This window comes from Ruegeria sp. CDSB136, assembly GCF_059610965.1.
The window spans coordinates 186,614-203,525 of the sequence record NZ_JBXWOP010000008.1; the positions used below are offsets into that span (position 1 = coordinate 186,614).

Consider the following 16,912-nt stretch of genomic DNA (forward strand, 5'->3'; position numbering starts at 1 on the left):
AACAGCAATGCGACCCATGTCATACGCTGGCGCGGATGACATGGGACCTTGCGAGGGGCGGCAAGCCTCCCCTTCGAACCCCACCGGCGCGGGCAAGCCCCGCGCGAAGGAGCCGCTGACAGAGACCTTCGTCTTCCGTTGCACGGCGACCGAGAAGGCCGAGCTGCGCGCCAGAGCCGAGGCCGCTGGCCTGCCCGCCGCGACGCTCCTGCGGGAGGCACTTGGCCTGACCGAGGCCCGCCGTCGCAAGCCCGTGCCGCGCGTCGATCCGGCGCTGGTGCTGGCCGTGGGGTGTATCGGCGGCAACCTCAACCAGATCGCGCGTTGGCTGAACCGGGCGATGCTGGTGGGTCGCACCGACCTCGACAGCCTGGCGGTTGCTCGCCGCCTGTTGGTGATCGAACGCCAGCTTGCCCAGCTCCTCGACGAGGCGCGGCGGTGCTGATCAAGTTCTTTCCCAACGGCAAGGGCGCGGGCGCCGGGCCGGTCGGCTACCTCGTGGCTGAGCGCGTGCTGGCCTACGATGGCAACCGTGACCTGATCCGCGATGCAGACGGCCAGCCGCTGACGGTGACGCGCGATCCCTTGCCCGAGGTGCTGCGTGGCGATCCCAGCCGCACCGAGGCCCTGATCGATGCGAGCCGTCACCAGTGGACCTATCGTGCAGGCGTGATCAGCTTTGCCGCCGAGGATGCTCCCAGCGAGGCGCGGCAGGCCGAGGTAATGGACGCCTTTGAGCAACTAGCCTTCGCCGGGCTGGACGGCGAGCAGTATGACATGCTCTGGGTCCGTCACAGCCACGAAGACCGCGTCGAGCTGCATTTCTGCACCCCGCGTCTGGAGCTGACCACCGGGCGCAGCCTTAACATCGCGCCACCGGGCTACCAGGACGCCTATGACAGCCTGCGCGACCTGATGAACCAGCGCCACGGCTGGGCCGATCCAATGGAACTGGAGCGCACCCAAGAAGTGCGTGACACCATCGAAGCTCCGAACCGCGCCCAAGGCCGCGACGAACTGCATGCGTGGATCCTCGATCAGATTTCCATGGGTCTGATCGAGGATCGTGCAAGCATGATCGAGGCGCTTACCGACGCGGGCTTCGACCTACCTCGTGCGGGCAAATCCTATCTGACCGCCCAAGACCCCGCGTCCGGCGAACGCTGGCGCCTTAAAGGAGAGATTTTTCATGAAGACTGGCAAGCCGACGCGGCTGAGCGAGAAACTGAACGCGGAGCTGGACACGATACGCCAAGACTACGCCGCCTCGATGGCATCCCAGCTGGAGAGCTTCAGAACCGATTTGACAGCCATTGTGAGCGACGCGCGGCGTACCATCGAGAGCGATACGCGTCACTTCCTGAACGAGAGCAGGAGCTTGTTCGAGACACGGACCGAGCAGATCAGGCGCTGGCTGACGATCTCTCCTTGGGTGATCTCAGGGCTGATCGTGACGGGGATCGCCTCGATGATGGCCGCGAGCTGGTTTTGGATGGTTCTGCTGACACGTTCGGAGCTGGCGGAACTGGGCCTGACGCGGATCGACCAAGGGGAACAGACCTGGCTGACGCTGGACCCCGACCAGACCGAGCTGAAGACCTGCACGATGGCTGGGAGGCCGGTCATTTGCATCAAGATCGAGGAGAGATGAATGACAACGCCCCTGACAGCCTTGGAACGCGACTTGCTCGCCTGCGTCGAGCGGTTGGTGACGGCCTGCGAAACCTCAGCCAAAGAATTGAGCGGATTAGAGGCACGCTCAACGAAGAGGCTGCAAGCCCAATTGGATGGTATCGCGGCCTGCACGACGTTGCTCATACGCTCGCAGATCGCGTCAATGAGGGCGTTGCGTGGCTTGCTGAACGAAGAGGCCACTTACAACGCGCTGGACACGAAGTTGAACGAGAGCTTGAGCTTAGTGAAGGCCGCCGAAGAGAAGCTGAAGCAGAGCTGAACGAATTGCAGATCGAACGAGGCCGCAGCCATGGTCTGGAACTTTAGCGAAGAAGGGAAACCAATGAGTTTTGCACACGACCACTTCACCATGAGCTATCATCAAGCCCGCGAATACGGCATCGACTATCGCGGTTTTGAAAAGGTGGCTTGCCTTCCAGAAGGGGTTCCGCTTATTGCCGTAGCGGGTGTCTGGGGCGACTACCAGAACATCCGCTGCTTGTTTGTGGACGTTGCTGGAAATGGCTACATGCGAAATATTCGTTGGTGGGGCGATAAAGGCTATCCGATCAAGGAGTTGGGTATCAATGCGAAGGAAATTGCCGTTGGACAGCAATTTCTCCTCGCGGAAACTTAGTGATTTCTGCTCGGCCTTCCCAGCACATCAATGAGTTTGAGTGTTTCCGATTACGAAAACTTTTGGTAATTCTGCAATGCTATGGCATGGCAAAATCAAATTACTTGGCATATTGTAGTATTGCAAATCGTGTTAGAATGACATACTAAAGTATTACAATAGACGTAAATATGCAAAACCATAGGTTGGCAGATGTCCGTATCAAGCGCAAAACAGCGGCAAGCCGAAGGCAAGATAAACCAGGCTAGTCAAGTGGCTCAGGCCTTCGCCAAGCCACTTGGAGGTTGGATCGCAACCTTCCAGGAAGCCATTGGCATGAGCGCACCAACGCTAGCCGAACGGCTAAGCGTATCCAGGAACAGCGTTTACAGCTCTATCCAAAAGGAAAAAGCTGGAACAATCTCCCTTAACCAGCTGGACAAGATGGCTGAGGCGATGGGCGGTAAACTGGTCTACGCGATCATTCCGCGCAAAGGAGCGGTCGAGGAGATCGTCATGGCGCAGGCTCGCAAGAAGGCCAAACGCATCATACAACGCACCCGCGCGCACATGGCCTTGGAAGAGCAGATCGAAGGCTTGCGCAGCCAGGAAGAGATGATTGAAGAGCTTGCGAAGGAAATCGCACGTGAGAAGCCGCGGGATTTCTGGAAGTGACCTTGGAACTGCACGAACCCACCGGCGCAACACCACTGACACCGGACGAGTTGCTTGGCCTTAAGGCCAAGCACATCACCACGCGCGGCGAGCTGAATGAGCTGGAGGGTGAAAACATTATCGAAGGGCTTACCTGGCTAGATCGGCGGCCCAAGTCATTTGAAGTTATGACCGACGATGCAGCACGAGAGGTCCACAAGCGATTGTTCGGCCAAGTCTGGGATTGGGCAGGCGTCTACCGCTTGACCGAGAAGAACATCGGCGTGCCGGTCTGGCACATCTCGACCGAGATGCGCACCTGCCTCGACGACGCCCGATACTGGTGCGACAACGGCACCTACGAGCCGCTGGAAGCCACCGCGCGCTTCCACCACAAACTGGTATGGGTTCACCCCTTCGCCAACGGTAACGGACGCTGGGCTCGGATCATGGCGGATGCCTACCTAACCACGATTGATCCGGACATATTCCTCGACTGGTCAGGCAGTGGGACACTGACTGCGGACGGTGACCACCGCACACGTTACATCGCGGCACTACGGGCTGCTGATGGGTTTGATTTTGAGCCATTGATTGAGTTTGTGGGGTCGCTTAAGGCTGGGGGCGATATAGTACGCTAGCGCCGGAACGGCCATTCATGGTGTGCGCAGAGAAGGTCAGTTGCGAGCCCAACCTGTACCCTGGATTTTATTGCTGCATGCGCTTGTAGCAGTAACAACATTGCAACTGCCGAATATCTTGTGCGGCCAAGCAGCGGAAAGAACTGTCATTCATGCAAATAGCAGCGATGCTCGCGGCGGCAGTTCACAGTTTGCTCAACAAAGCCGTCCTTCACTTCATCCGCAACAGCTATCGCCTAGCTGAATTGGTGGACACGGGACCGTGGCATATGAACAGTAAACACAACAGTCGCCTTCCAACGGCTTCAAAACTGTTTTGCACGACTTGCATTCATAGAACCACTGGCAAGCATCCGTTGGCATTTGCTCGGTTTCGCTGTGGCCGCACTTCGGGCAAATCAGGGTGCTTTCTAGGACTACAGTTTGTTTTGTCATAGTCTCACATCTGCATGATCAGGTAATCGTTAATCCGTGCCTCGTTAAACACAACGACCCAAGCCACGCCGGTGATTAGAGTTGTTCCTGCAAGCCGCCATTTTAACGTCGGTAAGGAACCGCGCCGATAAGATACCAGCCACGATATCGCGACGAGCGCCGTTGAAATCGTCAGCACATAGTAACTCGCTGCCGCAACCTTCCCAAAGATTGCCAACCAACTGCCGCCCAGCCCCAGTAACATCATCATCATGGGCAAAACGCAGCAAGTCGCGACGCCAAGCGCTGATAGCGATCCCAAATAGCTGAGGCTAAGGTACTTCTGCATTCTGTTTCCCTGATGGACTACGTCGCGCGGAGTTGTAGAGACAACAACCTCTCGTATAACTTCTGTAGCCACTACAGGATCAAGACAGGAAATCTCACATGTTTGCGATTGGGGAGGCATCCCGGCAAAGCGGTGTCGGAATTGAAACTATCCGCTACTACGAACGCGAAGGGATCGTGCCGAAACCAGAAAGGGCATCGAATAATCGACGCATGTACTCTGCGCACGATGTGGGACGGCTTTGTTTTCTAAGGAAGTGCCGAGACTTGGGTTTTGCGCTTGCCGATGCAAAGGTGCTTCTCAACCTGTCCGAAGGTGATAGCGAGGATTGCCAATCCGTTAAGGAACTGGCCGAGCTTCATATCTCCAATGTGCGTATGAAGATAATCGAACTTAAGCGATTGGAGGCCGCCCTGAATGAACTTACGGCCAACTGTAACATCGGTAACGTTTCTTGCCCGATGCTTACGCAGATACGGACCTACTAATGGCACTTTGAGGCTCGCAGTCGCCCTATGCCAACGCAGCATGACCCAAGATTCGGGCCGCGCAGAATCTACCGTTCGTTAGAGAGGTCAACTCGTTGATTTAGTAATGTTTCAATCAATCAATGAACATTTGTGCCTGGCCGCGGTGTTCTTGAAGCACGCGGCGATTTCGGACAGTGAGCCCTACCTGCCGTGCCTGAGCAATCAATTTGCTGCATACGCATTCGGCAGGTTTTATCAGAAGCCGACCTCTGATTTCCGAAACGCAGAGCAATGCGTTCTGCCTATCTTTGTCCCAAATTGGGCTAGGCAGACTCAGATCTTCTGTTGCTTTCCATTGTATCAAGGCTTGTATCGTGTGTACTCGAAGTCCATATACACACGGCTTACGTTTTTCTTTTTCGACCTGCTGTCTCCCAAACTCGGCGTTCAGTCTTTCGATTCAGACCGACCACGCCGAGTCGCCGCAATGATGCGGGCGGCAAGTATTAGGAGACTTCCACCATGGCAAATGGCACAGTAAAATGGTTCAACTCGACCAAAGGTTTTGGCTTTATCGAGCCTGAAGATGGTAAGCGCGATGTGTTCGTGCATATCTCAGCACTTGAACGTTCCGGCATCAGCGAATTGAAAGACGGCCAGAAGGTCACTTTTGACGTCGAAGCTGGCCGTGACGGACGCGACAGCGCCGCCAATCTGGCACTGGCCTGACCTTTTACGGGCACCCTTATGGGGTGCTCGTTTGCACAACGGGCTGCTAAAAGCCCTTGGAGAACAAGTCAGTTGCAACAGCAGGAATTGACCCGGGCGCTCGCGCAATACCGTGTGCCCGATACGAAGCGTAGCGTTTTTGAACTGACAATCACTGTCATCCCCTTTTTCGCGCTATGGGGCGCAGCGTGGTTTGCGCTATCCCTTAGTATCTGGGTCACTGTTCTACTGGCCATCCTGAACGCCGCATTTCTGGTGCGTATCTTCATCATCATGCATGATTGTGGTCACGGATCTTTCTTTAGAAGCCGCAATGTTTGCAATTGGACTGGCCGGGTTCTGGGTGTTCTCGCCCTGACACCCTATGACGTCTGGCGGCAAAGCCATGCGATTCACCATGCCTCAACCGGTAACCTTGATCGGCGTGGTATGGGTGACATTCCTACATTGACCATTGAGGAATACCTGAAACGGAATTGGTTCGGGCGTGCCGCTTACAGGTTAATCCGGAACCCCTTCATCCTGTTCTGTATCGTACCGGTCTACACGTTCGTTTTTCAAAATCGCTTGCCCTTTGGTTTCATGCGGTCAGGCTGGCTGTATTGGGCAAGTGCAATGGGAACAAACGCCGCGATTGCGGTGGTCCTGGCTCTGATTTTTTGGACCGGAGGCCTGGATGTACTGGTTTTTGTATTCCTTCCAACCATGATCGTCGCCGCGTCGATTGGTATTTGGCTATTCTATATTCAACACCAGTTTGAACACACGACCTGGGAACGGGAAGAAGTGTGGAATCTTCAGAACGCCGCATTCTATGGAAGTTCTCACTATGCCCTGCCAGGCATCCTGCGGTGGTTCTCTGCCAATATCGGTGTGCACCATGTTCACCACCTTGCCAGCCGCATACCGTTTTATCGGCTAAACGAGGTATTGCGTGACCATTCCGAGTTGGAAAATTGCCAGCGTATTACTCTATATGAGAGCCTTCATTGCGCACGATTGCATCTTTGGGATGAAGAATGTCAGCGCCTGCTGACGTTTTCTCAGGCTTTGTCGAACGCCAATCCCAACAAGAGTTTAGTGTAATCTGGCGCGGACCAAATAGGCATCGACCGTATCGCCGCCCAAGGCGCGAATGGCCTCTAATCGGTGAAGGCCTTCAATCAGCACGAACCTCTTGTTGTCCGAGCGTATCTGGATCGGGGTCTTCTGGCCGTTCTTCAGGATATCTTCGGCCAGCGTCAGAACTTTTTGTTGATCAAGCGTTTTCGCCCGTTTCACAGGTACATAGATCAGGTCGAGCGGATATGGTCTTTTCTCCAACATAAGCTACGTGAGCAACCTTTCGTGCAATTGTTCCGGTTCAGAGTTCGTTGCAAAAGCGGGGGCTGGAACGTGCGTCATAGAACCGAACGAACAGCGTCGCGCAGTTCCTGATGCATGATCCAAGTGGCTGGCTCATCGTCACTTTCGATGTGAGAAAACGCCAGGACCTGAGCGGCGCCATCATTCTGTACCGATCCGGCTTCGGGAAGTTCGAGCTCCAGATATTCTGCGATCAATAGTCCGATTTTCTTGAAGACCTTTATGGATGCCTCGCGCGATTTGTAACCGGCTGCCTGAGACAAGTGACCAATGGTCAGACCGTCCTTGCCTGCGATTGTAAGTGCTTTGAGCATTGTGACTTGCGCAGGGGTGAGCCTGATCTGGCGCAATGCCTCGGCATATTCTCTTTCACTGGGAACGAGGGTGCCGGAGTTTCCCTCCAAACGGCGTTGACCGCTACGCTTCCTGTCTCGTTCTTCGAGAACTTCTTTTAAGGCTTCAATGGCTAATGCCGGCGTTTCGCCAACTGCATCGGCAATCATTGCCTGTGTTTTAGCTGGTGGCTTGGGGAATGCGCGCGCAACGCTGTTACCACTCAGGATGCCGGCCTTAATCAAGTACTTTCCAAATTCTTCTTCAATCACTCCTGCTACGTCAGCGTTCCGCGACTCACGAACACTGCGATCCTGAAATGCTCTTTGTTCCAGACCACGAGCTGACATCTTTGAACCGTGAAGGGTTACTTGAGGGGCATTTTTGCGCATCAGAGAAACACCACCACAATTATGGTCGCAACAAACACCAATAACGCGATAAACATCTTTACTCTGTAGGACCAGCGATGTGCCCTTTCGGCCTTGAGCATTTTGCCAAGGTTTTCGTCAATCGAGTTATGGTTCACGGCTTGGTCCTTCCGGATTTGTCAGGCGATATTGATTTCCAGCAACCTATTTTCGCGGCATGTTTTCGGTGCACGTATCGTTCTGTCGTGTGAACGGCCGATTGCATTCCCAACCATCACCTCTTCGATTTAAGTGAGCATTTGAAGGGACGAGGATCGCAACGCACCTGTCCCGGTTTGCGCGAAAACCACGTTCGCATTTCCATCCGGAATAAGTTTCAGGCGCAAGGTATGCATGCTGTGGAACTGCCACGGGCTCACAGCCGCTATCCGCTGCCCTGTAACCTCTGATGCACACCCAACCATCCGAGCTTCTTTTGTCGCTCAGACGACCGTTTTTTGGGACAACTATTGCAACACACTCCTGGCTTTCCTTACGAAATCCCCAGTTGCAGTGTACTTCTTGCGCACCAAACCGCGTTTCGACGTACCCATTTTGAGGTGCAATCAGTTCTTCGCATTCTTCTCCAACACGCCGGAACAGCCGATTGCATTTCCACTGATCTCCGGTTGATACAAGAAAGGCATTTTCAGGAACTCTTATTTCCTCACAGAGTTCTCCGACATTCTGAAAACCGTGATTGCATTCCCAGCCGCTGCCATAGGAGCTACCAGTTAAATATGCGTTTTCTGGTAAGTCTATTCTTTGGCACGATCCGTTCTTGTTTTCGAAACCTTCGTCACAAACCGATCCATCGGCATTGCCTGCGACTTGGGCAGGAAGCTGCGTTCCTGAGAGCAACACCAAAAGTGTCGGGATCAAACAAAGAATGCAGCGCGTAAACACGATGAATGACAGATTGATACGGAGCGTCAGACTTGATCTATCTGGCATCAAGTACGCAATTTATGAGCCATGTGCTGTTCATACGGCGCCTTCTTTCATGGGTCACGCGATGACTGGGGCTTGTCAGGTGACGGTTGCGAATGCTTGCGAGGAACGAGCTCATAGCGAAGACCCCAGCGAAACCCGTTCCTATGCTGGGGCACATGCTACAGTTAGTCTGAAGGCCATTGGATTATCGTAACCGGCAGCATCGCGGCGGCGAGTAATTTTCACCAATGCGCTTTTGTGGTCCTTACCCAGAATAGAGTCAAGGAAGTTTCCCTCATCGCAATGGGAGCACCGCTACGGCTAGTAGTATTTGAAACTGCCGGTGACCAAGGTTCCTGGTGAACTACCGAAAGAAATTGTCTGGTATTAGTTTTTCGTTGTGTCGAATTGGGGCCAGGCTATCAGCGGGTGGCAGTTTAAGTCCGCGTTTCAGTTGCCGGGCCTGAGTGCGGCGAGAGAGGAGTATGTGATCAAGGCTTCCTCGTAACTAGGAATGACTGGCCGGACGACATTGGCTGTCAGGCGGGGATGTTCGCGCCGCTTCTGCACAAGTACCCGCGGTGCGATCAAATGGCCGCTCGGTCCGGTACCCTGTAAATTGCGCCTGTGCCGAGAAATCTGTGCTGCGAGCGCATGCAACAAGATTTTGACACTTCCGCTCAGGGCTCGCTACGTCCCCCCCCTGCGTAAAAGAACTAGAACCGCTATGGATTGGCGACCGACAGTGCCGAACGCCAAACTGTCTCAGATGTCTATGCGCTCTGCAATGCTTAGCGCGTCTTCCAATTCAACGCCCAAGTATCGCACGGTGCTATCGACTTTTGTGTGCCCGAGCAGAAGTTGGACCGCGCGGAGATTTCCTTTCTTGCGGTAGATCTCAGCTACTTTGGTTCGGCGAAGCGAATGCGTGCCATATCCGCTCGGTTCCAATCCGATTGCGGTTACGCTTCGTCTTCAGCGCCGATTACCGACCTGGTTCCACACTAAAACGGCCCGGATTAGCGGGCTGGGTCAGCACCAATGAGGTAAAATGAGATATGATCAGAAAAGCTGGTAAGACCGGCGTCAGGTTATCAGCGACGCCGAGCTAACCCGGGGCTTACCGATACGCCATTTCGCCACGCGCTCAACCCCTTGCAGCGTCGACAAATCCGCTCTCCGAACCCTTCGCTCCAGAATGGCGTTCTGCAACGTAGGCACGGGCGTTCTTGCGGCACATCATTGTGGGCGCGAGCCACGATCGGATCTGCTTCGTTGTCGAAGTCTTCCATCAGTTCTTGGCCTCGATTTCTGTTTTGGTTTATACAGCGACTGGAAAAGAAAGTTCCGAGCCCTAAGCCTTGAGATTGAAGGAGCTGCCTGGTTCAGACTGTCCGATGGGACGGCCTGTAATCCGAGGGGTTTTATTAGGACGAACTGGCATTCCTTCGTTCTCAGCAGCTTGGACAGCGAAAGTATACCGAGAACCGTTTCCGCATCCTCGCGGTAGGGCTCGTTGATCTGATGATATGTCGTCTGCCTCAGAGATGATCGACTCCGAGTAGAGGTGCCGAAGTTGAGTCTCTGAAACGCCATCCGCTTCCATAATCAATTGCACCATGGGATCGGCCAAAAGCTGGTCGAGCAGGAATTGCGACAACTCCTTCGCAGACAATTTATCCCTTGCGCGGGCTCTCTCCAAATCAGCAAGAGAAACGGTCAAGGTTCGCGCCAGACCGGGGTGAGATTTCCGTGGATGCAGAAAGATTAGCACTGATGCTTTCCAGGCTTCTGGATCCAAATAATCTGGTGGTGCGGAAAGCTCAGTTTCTATGTCGTATTCGCCCGCCGGGAGTAATTCGTCAAAGCCAGGGAAAGTAAACGGCCTGGAAAAGACTGCGATTGTCTTGCTGATTAGTTGGTTCATTTGGGTAGTTCTCCTTTGCTGATACCGCTCGCTCGGAGATGCAGACAAGAACAAGCCACCCACTCCCGGCAGGGTATTATCAGTTTTGGGGTTTAGGCTTTGGTTTTTCGGGGACGGTGTCCTGCCCTTTCGACGTCACTTCTTTTTTTGACGCGTCCGCATCGTTTTCCTTCAGTGCGGCAGCCGCTCTGGTCGTCAGGTCTTTGAAAGACATCATTTTGATCCTTTGATTGTCCGCACCACCCACAAGCCCAGATGGGGTGTGAAAAGTGAATGCGGCTACATCCAATATAGGGATTGGGTGCCTCATTTACTACGTAAAGCCGTAGAATAAGACGGGTGGCTGAAGCAGAGCCGAGGCGGCGGCAACCCTGGCGCGCTACTTTCGCTTCGAATATGGGCGATCAGTGTTCGCTGCGGTGCAGTCAACCAATGCGCCATCACCATGGAAGACTTTTGCTACATCGGGTGCAGCCATGCCGCGCGAGAGCGCGCTATAGTTCAATTTCAGTTTCATCTCGCCACCAGCGCGAAGCAGGCAATTGGTGGTTTCAACAACGATATGATCACTGGTGGCTCCGACGAACGTGACGCCAGTAGGGAAAATTAGACCCGCCGCATCGGTGTCCTGGTGTCCAATGGCAAGGATCGACCGAGTGTTCGAAGGACTGTCTAAAGTCACACACCGCATTGAAGGCATAGGATAAGTCATTTGCACGGGATTTGAATTTGCTTTGGTCTTCGTTTCGATCACTTCCGCCCAAAGCGTGAAAACATCTGTGTATAGCCCGTCGATCGTGTACCCCGAAATGGGGTCAGTACCCAGCAGGATGGCCTCACCCAGACGCAGGTTGTTGATCTTTCCGGTCGCCCCCTTGCCAAGCGCCCATGGCAAACTGGCTGAGCCGCCGCCTGACACTGTTTCCAGAGCGGGTCCATTTGCAAGTTCGGTGCCGACGGCAAGCGACGAAAGCAATTCCATTGCTCCTGCAGAGGGTGCCACATGACCCAGACAGGCAAAATTTGCACCAATCCCCTTCAGAGAAATCCCTTCCATTCTAAGAATTTGAGACACAGTGCTTTCAATGTGTTCAGGCAAGATGCCTTCCCGCATATCCCCCATTTCCACCATCAGGATAATATTGTGAGTAATGTTCTTTCCCAGCGCACTCACGGCCAGGCTTGCGATAATGTCCATCTCTGTGTTGAAGCTGACATTGCAGTTATCAACAACTTGCGCGACCTGGCTCAGCATGGGCGTTCGGATCAAGGATATGGAGCACGAGATCCCAGCATCGCGCATACGCATGATATTGCTGATCCGCGCGTCCGCCAGCCCTGTCGCGCCACCTTCAAGCATAGCATTCGCAATCTCAGGATGACCGCAAACGGCTTTTGTCACACCTGTCACCGTAATTCCGCGGGGTCTAAGGTGGTCGACCAGGAACCGTGTGTTGTACCGAATTTTGTCCAGATCAACGTCAATACGCAGCTTGCTCATTCAATCGTCGTAGCACGTACGGGTTGCAAGCGCGGAAAGGCAGATAGAACCATATTCACCAAGTTTTTTGGAGGACGGTTCAATGCGTCAGTGACCGGGAGATACAATTTGCAGTTGTAGTCTGTGATGGCCTTTGAAATCTCAACATCATTCATTCCTTCATGGTTGATCGTCATGCCAATTACCTCTGTGTTCGCAAAAGCCTCGATCAGGGTGATTTCATCGCAAGGGTCGGGCATAGTCATGTTGGGGAAATCACATCGACGTTTTCGTTTAGGCGCGTGTTGAAGAATAACTGCATGTGGCTGACTGCCTCGCAGAATGAAGGCTGATGTGCAAAAAGCCGGATGGCTTAGCGCGCCCTGGCCCTCGATCACTATTACATCCGGGTGCTCACCCTCGGATGCCGCAACGACAGCGCGCTCAAGTTCGCCACAACAAAATTGCGGCGGCACCGAATCCATCGCGACACCATACTTGGCGCCCTGCATCAAACCAGTTTGGCCGGTGCCGACCAAAACTGTTTTGATCCCATGCGCGTTAAGTGCGCCTGTCAGGATTGTCGCGGTTGTACGCTTTCCAATTGCACAATCGGTGCCGAACACTGCGATGCGGATCGCCTGGACGTCTCCAATACTGCCATCTAACAGGCGCAGGTCGGGATTTGGCCGCGGCTTGCGAATGTCGCGTATCGTGACATCGTGAATTTTGGCAAATCCGGCGAGCTCCTTGTCATCGCTAAGAAATTCATGCAGCCCACTGACGATGTTCATTCCGAGCGTTATCGCATCCACAACAACTTCGCGATCCTCAAGGGACATTCTGCCGCTGGCCGGCGCCATTCCGTAAATAAAAGTGTCGGGGATCGTAGCTTCATTAGCGACGGCGGCATCAAGATCATCGAAGATGGGAACCTGATTTGCGATATTATCAAGCACTTTGCCACTGTCACAACCGCCATACGTGCTGTCGATCACCGAAAGAACGCGATAGGCCTGTGAATGTCGAACGAGACCATTAGCCGTCTTGCCATCGATCTTTGCGAAGTTTCCTTCGCAATACACAATTGCAGTCGGTGTATCTGTCACGAGTGTCTTGCGGTGAAGCTCTGGAAAAACTGCTTGTTCAGGCGCCAGCTTTTGCGCATCGCTGGCAATGAACTGCTTGGCATCCGACGCAATGGGTACGGGTTTCATATTTGTTCCTTTTTTGGAGTGTGAAACGCGCGTCCTTGGTAAGGACGGGCAAAAATTGTGAAGTTTGGGAAAGTGGGCTTTCTGTCTGAATTCTCACTGGTTCAGAACACACAGCCCTTCTGATCGATGATAGTTTTTGTGGCATTGCCACCCATTGCCGGATCGGTCGATATGGGCATTTGCCGGTAGCTCGATTGCATTGCAGCGATCACCGGACGCCTCGTAGCCACGTTCGCATTTCCATCCAACTCCATGGATCGCGTCATCGTAGAAAGCATTTTCAGGCACAAACACGGCATCGCACCGTCCGTCGCGCTCAAAATACCCACGCTCGCACGTCCAGGGACGCCCGCTGGTTGATGCGTTCAGAAAAGCGTTTTCCGGCACCGCTACTGCCACGCATGCTTCTCCGTCTTTTTCGTAGCCACGGTTGCAACGCCATGCAGATCCATAAGTGCTATTCGTCAGGTAAGCATTATCCGGCACCACGATTTTCTGGCAGCTATCGTCTACTCTTGTGTATCCACGCAGGCACCGCCACCTCTCACCTGATGGATCGAGATATCCACCCTCAGGCACAATCACTTCGGTGCATGAGGTGCCGCCAACTTCAACAAAGCCATGCATACATGCCCACCCTGAGCCATAGGTTCTGTTTGTGGGGTAGGCATTTCCCGGCACGACAATGGCCACGCATTCTTCGCCTTTCAACCGATAGGACAAATCGCATTCCCAACCGTCGCCATACTTTTTGGGATGCGCGTTATCCGGGATCGAATTTGTTTCGGCCGATGCGGGACTTGATGAGATAAAGGAGCCCGCCAAACTGCTGAAGACGACAACAAACAACGCAGCCATTAAGTGAGCGCAAAACCGGTACTGATTTTTTCGATTTGCCCTGATGCAAACGGCGTTGTCCGAATGTTGAGTGATTGTGTTACGATCCATCCAGGTTCAGCCCCTCGATACAGGCCTGCGCCAGGTCTTTGTTAGGAGTTTGGGATCCCGGCACCGTTGCCCAGCCAGCCGCCATGACGGCATCCTTCTGCTTGAAAGAAGAAGCCTCTTTGATCGTCGTTATTTTTTCGGCGCGTTGGGCGTCAGTTCTCGCCATGTCGACGCAGACCGGAACCAACGCAGCGATTACATTGTCGCGGGACATGGCGTTGGCCATCTTGTCCGCGCTACCGCCGGTCATCCATCCACCCCATGAAAATCCAACGACGCCTACGAAAACCCCGCCGATCAGAGCACCGTAGATTCCGGGTTTAAGCCATTCGGGCGTGTTCATAATCTATTCCTCCTGCGGGGAAAGCGCCGCATCGCTGTCATTGTTAGATGTGGCCAAGGTCTGGTCGTGCTTAAGCGCCAGTTCAAAATCTTCTGGGTCAATTGGGCGCATTTCCGTGCGGCCTGGCTTGCTGCCTTTGCCCCGAACTGTCAGGTAGGTTCCGGTTCTGCGATATGCTTCGAAACTCAGGCCCTGCAGTAGCTCTTCTTCGACAACTACTTCATACTCGCCTGCAGGAAGTACATCCGGGTAGCCGGACAAAGAGAACGGATTTGAAAACGTCACCAAAGAACTGGACGATCTTGTGCTCACCTTTGTCCTCCATTTAGTTTGTTGGATCTTCCCCGCGCAGTCTGCCGCGGTACACGCTCGTAAGCGCCGCGGTAGTACTGGCGTTGTAATTTAGAATAATGTGCAAATGGCAGACGCGCGCTGATCGATGTTAGTCTGCGGCCAATGACCTGAATTTTATTGGAATCTCAAATGCACTTGGTGCCCGAGGATCAGGTAGTGCCAAAAATTGACTAACTTGCGTCAGTGCAACGATGTTTGGATTCCGGCAACGTGATGTGTGTTGGCGGGATATTTGCTGGCGTGTTCTTAACGAGTATTTGAGAAGCGCAGGAAATCCAGTACCGCAATCGGACTGTATTTATCTTGCGCTTCTTTTTCAGTGAAATCCCAAATCTGCCGAAGCGAATGGCGTCTCTAACCAGGCAACTATCATCAAAATCCCGGCATCGCTGAAGGGGTGAACTTATTGCTTCAACAGTGGCCCGGCCTGATCCAGATAAGTGGGGTCAAAACCGGCCAACGTCACCAGTCCGTCATAATCATCAAATACCACTTGTCCGGATTGAAAAGTAACCAGCCCCTTTTCCCGCAGTTGCCGTAGGACACGATTAACATGTACGGCACTCAGTCCGAGCGTATCGGCAAGGTGGTATTGTGTCAGAGGGCAGGCGTATCCCATCTTGCTTGCCATCCCGACCTGAGTCAGCCTCACACCAAGTTCCAATAGAAAATGCGCCATGCGCTCACCCGCATCTCGCCGTCCTATGTTGACCAGGTGCTCAACCACCATCGCTTCATCTCGAGATACCGCCCAAAGAATTGCTGTCGCCAGCCGGGGCGTTTGCGCAAATGCTTCCAGGAGATCATCCACTACTACTTCAATGGCTTGGATTTCCATGATTGGTTCTATGCTGTGATCCGAGGTGTGCAACAGAACGCTTCGCAAGCCCAGAAAGTCACCCGGTATTTGGAAATCGACGATCTGACGCGACCCGTCAGTCTGGGTTTTGTAGGAACAAACCCAGCCCGAGGCCAGAATGTAGGCCGCCTGCTCTGATTGCCCTTGATGCACAAGGTCACGTCCGGCTTCAAAGGTTCTGCGACGCTTGTGCAGGCGTGCCAATACCGCAAGTTCAACCTCAGTCAGAGCGACGAAGTTTGAAAGCTTTCGGGTGAGTGGACTATTTTTGATAGTGCGCAAGTGTTCTTCCTTCATCGATGAGCAGCCCGCGAAACTATCCGACGCCAAGACTGCTTTCGATCAGTTAAGTATACAGCAATCTATGCCAGTATGGTGCAATTCATCGTGGCGCTTCCATGCTTGGACGCCTGTTAGAAAAGGACGTCTACCATGGCTGACCGGCAAGACCATTCAGGAATGGCCGCACTCTCAATTTGTGAAGCGCTTTTGCTTGCAATTAAAGATCGTGAGCTTCTGCCCGAACATGAAATTGTGGGAGTTCTGCATGACGCAGCTGCTGTCCACGAAACAGCGGTCGGCAATAACGATGAAAAGGACATGCACCAGGCCGCCGCTGTTCTGATAAACAAGATCATTGCTTCCGGCTATCGCGTTCGGCAGTAACGTTAATTTCCTGTCAGAAAAACAAGATTACGCTCGTCAAAAAAGCATAACAACAAATAGAAGCACTATTGGTGCTTCGTTCCCGATCAATTCAAACACGAAGCAAGAACCAAAGATCCAATCTCTGCAATATCTCAACTTAATGAAAAATTCCACGACCGCGAATTACCCCCTCTTCCCCGCCACCTGCATGAGCCACAACGAGAATTTGCTTACTGGCTGAAGGCCCGCATGGCCTGTCCTGCTGCACTGCCTGCGACAACGCAAACGTTGGCTTTGTTCGGCGTCTAAGTTGCTGATCCTATGTGCCTCGAAACTACAGTTTGATAGTATCGCATCATCATAGCTTTGAATGACCGGTCTGGCGACAACAGCTGCAACGCAGCGATGAATGTGCTGCGACAGCAAATCAATGCTGCGTCAGCAATTGCCGCAATCGCACAAGTCCGGTTTGTCCTGTGTGGATGGCGTCTGCTTTGCAAGGACAAAATGCTCTGATTGCGCGGCTGGTCAGTACAGTCCTGTGTCCG

General features: G+C 53.5%; 20 protein-coding genes and 1 pseudogene. 9 read left to right on the forward strand and 12 right to left on the reverse strand.

The genetic code is table 11. The features are described from left to right. The first annotated feature begins 16 nt into the window (after positions 1-16). From AC2FIR_RS10870 to AC2FIR_RS10890, 5 genes are all read left to right on the forward strand, one after another. Entirely contained in the window at positions 17-445 is a 429-nt protein-coding gene (locus tag AC2FIR_RS10870; protein ID WP_496745434.1) for a plasmid mobilization protein, read from the forward strand. Beyond that, positions 439-2,001, forward strand: a complete 1,563-nt coding sequence (locus AC2FIR_RS10875) for a relaxase family protein (RefSeq protein WP_170789858.1) — start codon at positions 439-441, stop codon at positions 1,999-2,001. Before AC2FIR_RS10870 ends, AC2FIR_RS10875 begins: the two co-directional genes overlap by 7 nt. Then, complete coding sequence (locus AC2FIR_RS10880; RefSeq protein ID WP_480591108.1) at positions 1,985-2,311, forward strand: hypothetical protein; 327 nt, start codon at positions 1,985-1,987, stop codon at positions 2,309-2,311. The genes AC2FIR_RS10875 and AC2FIR_RS10880 overlap by 17 nt, the downstream gene beginning before the upstream one ends. A gap of 192 nt (positions 2,312-2,503) precedes the next feature. After that, entirely contained in the window at positions 2,504-2,965 is a 462-nt protein-coding gene (locus tag AC2FIR_RS10885; RefSeq protein ID WP_170417143.1) for a helix-turn-helix domain-containing protein, read from the forward strand. After that, positions 2,962-3,585, forward strand: coding sequence for a mobile mystery protein B (locus tag AC2FIR_RS10890; RefSeq protein ID WP_311201794.1), 624 nt, complete (start codon positions 2,962-2,964; stop codon positions 3,583-3,585). The genes AC2FIR_RS10885 and AC2FIR_RS10890 overlap by 4 nt, the downstream gene beginning before the upstream one ends. A gap of 216 nt (positions 3,586-3,801) precedes the next feature. Here AC2FIR_RS10890 and AC2FIR_RS10895 read toward each other — a convergent pair whose 3' ends face one another. Next, positions 3,802-4,020, reverse strand: a complete 219-nt coding sequence (locus AC2FIR_RS10895) for a GDCCVxC domain-containing (seleno)protein (protein ID WP_237217120.1) — start codon at positions 4,018-4,020, stop codon at positions 3,802-3,804. Between the two features lie 4 nt (positions 4,021-4,024). After that, positions 4,025-4,348 (reverse strand): hypothetical protein, encoded by a 324-nt coding sequence (locus AC2FIR_RS10900; protein WP_170499188.1) that lies wholly within the window; start codon positions 4,346-4,348, stop codon positions 4,025-4,027. Between the two features lie 98 nt (positions 4,349-4,446). Between AC2FIR_RS10900 and AC2FIR_RS10905 the strand changes: the two genes are divergently transcribed. From AC2FIR_RS10905 to AC2FIR_RS10915, 3 genes are all read left to right on the forward strand, one after another. After that, complete coding sequence (locus tag AC2FIR_RS10905) at positions 4,447-4,836, forward strand: MerR family transcriptional regulator (RefSeq protein ID WP_170499190.1); 390 nt, start codon at positions 4,447-4,449, stop codon at positions 4,834-4,836. A gap of 504 nt (positions 4,837-5,340) precedes the next feature. Further along, on the forward strand, positions 5,341-5,547 hold the full coding sequence (locus tag AC2FIR_RS10910; RefSeq protein WP_170430361.1) for a cold-shock protein: 207 nt from the start codon (positions 5,341-5,343) through the stop codon (positions 5,545-5,547). A gap of 18 nt (positions 5,548-5,565) precedes the next feature. Then, complete coding sequence (locus tag AC2FIR_RS10915) at positions 5,566-6,633, forward strand: fatty acid desaturase (protein ID WP_170759967.1); 1,068 nt, start codon at positions 5,566-5,568, stop codon at positions 6,631-6,633. On the opposite strand, the gene AC2FIR_RS10920 is transcribed toward AC2FIR_RS10915, so the two are convergent. From AC2FIR_RS10920 to AC2FIR_RS10965, 10 genes and pseudogenes are all read right to left on the reverse strand, one after another. Continuing rightward, entirely contained in the window at positions 6,625-6,873 is a 249-nt protein-coding gene (locus tag AC2FIR_RS10920; protein ID WP_170759970.1) for a ParB N-terminal domain-containing protein, read from the reverse strand. The genes AC2FIR_RS10915 and AC2FIR_RS10920 overlap by 9 nt on opposite strands. 74 nt (positions 6,874-6,947) lie before the next feature. After that, entirely contained in the window at positions 6,948-7,637 is a 690-nt protein-coding gene (locus AC2FIR_RS10925; protein ID WP_496745440.1) for a hypothetical protein, read from the reverse strand. Between the two features lie 1,716 nt (positions 7,638-9,353). Next, positions 9,354-9,554 (reverse strand): annotated as a pseudogene (locus AC2FIR_RS10930) (tyrosine-type recombinase/integrase); the annotation flags it as partial. Positions 9,555-9,942: 388 nt separating this feature from the next. Further along, positions 9,943-10,515, reverse strand: a complete 573-nt coding sequence (locus AC2FIR_RS10935; RefSeq protein ID WP_170759974.1) for a hypothetical protein — start codon at positions 10,513-10,515, stop codon at positions 9,943-9,945. Between the two features lie 379 nt (positions 10,516-10,894). Next, the gene (locus AC2FIR_RS10940) at positions 10,895-12,016 is read right to left on the reverse strand and encodes an alanine/ornithine racemase family PLP-dependent enzyme (RefSeq protein WP_170772343.1); all 1,122 of its coding nucleotides are present in this window, start codon (positions 12,014-12,016) and stop codon (positions 10,895-10,897) included. After that, positions 12,013-13,212 (reverse strand): N-acetyltransferase DgcN family protein, encoded by a 1,200-nt coding sequence (locus AC2FIR_RS10945; RefSeq protein ID WP_480643321.1) that lies wholly within the window; start codon positions 13,210-13,212, stop codon positions 12,013-12,015. The genes AC2FIR_RS10940 and AC2FIR_RS10945 overlap by 4 nt, the downstream gene beginning before the upstream one ends. 93 nt (positions 13,213-13,305) lie before the next feature. After that, the gene (locus tag AC2FIR_RS10950; protein ID WP_496745444.1) at positions 13,306-14,160 is read right to left on the reverse strand and encodes a hypothetical protein; all 855 of its coding nucleotides are present in this window, start codon (positions 14,158-14,160) and stop codon (positions 13,306-13,308) included. Beyond that, complete coding sequence (locus AC2FIR_RS10955) at positions 14,150-14,503, reverse strand: hypothetical protein (protein ID WP_170329075.1); 354 nt, start codon at positions 14,501-14,503, stop codon at positions 14,150-14,152. The genes AC2FIR_RS10950 and AC2FIR_RS10955 overlap by 11 nt, the downstream gene beginning before the upstream one ends. Before the next feature lie 3 nt (positions 14,504-14,506). Next, positions 14,507-14,815 (reverse strand): hypothetical protein, encoded by a 309-nt coding sequence (locus tag AC2FIR_RS10960; protein ID WP_170329073.1) that lies wholly within the window; start codon positions 14,813-14,815, stop codon positions 14,507-14,509. 445 nt (positions 14,816-15,260) lie between these two features. Further along, entirely contained in the window at positions 15,261-16,013 is a 753-nt protein-coding gene (locus AC2FIR_RS10965; protein ID WP_496745446.1) for a Crp/Fnr family transcriptional regulator, read from the reverse strand. Positions 16,014-16,148: 135 nt separating this feature from the next. Between AC2FIR_RS10965 and AC2FIR_RS10970 the strand changes: the two genes are divergently transcribed. Further along, complete coding sequence (locus AC2FIR_RS10970) at positions 16,149-16,382, forward strand: hypothetical protein (RefSeq protein WP_010442296.1); 234 nt, start codon at positions 16,149-16,151, stop codon at positions 16,380-16,382. The last annotated feature ends 530 nt before the right edge of the window (positions 16,383-16,912 follow it).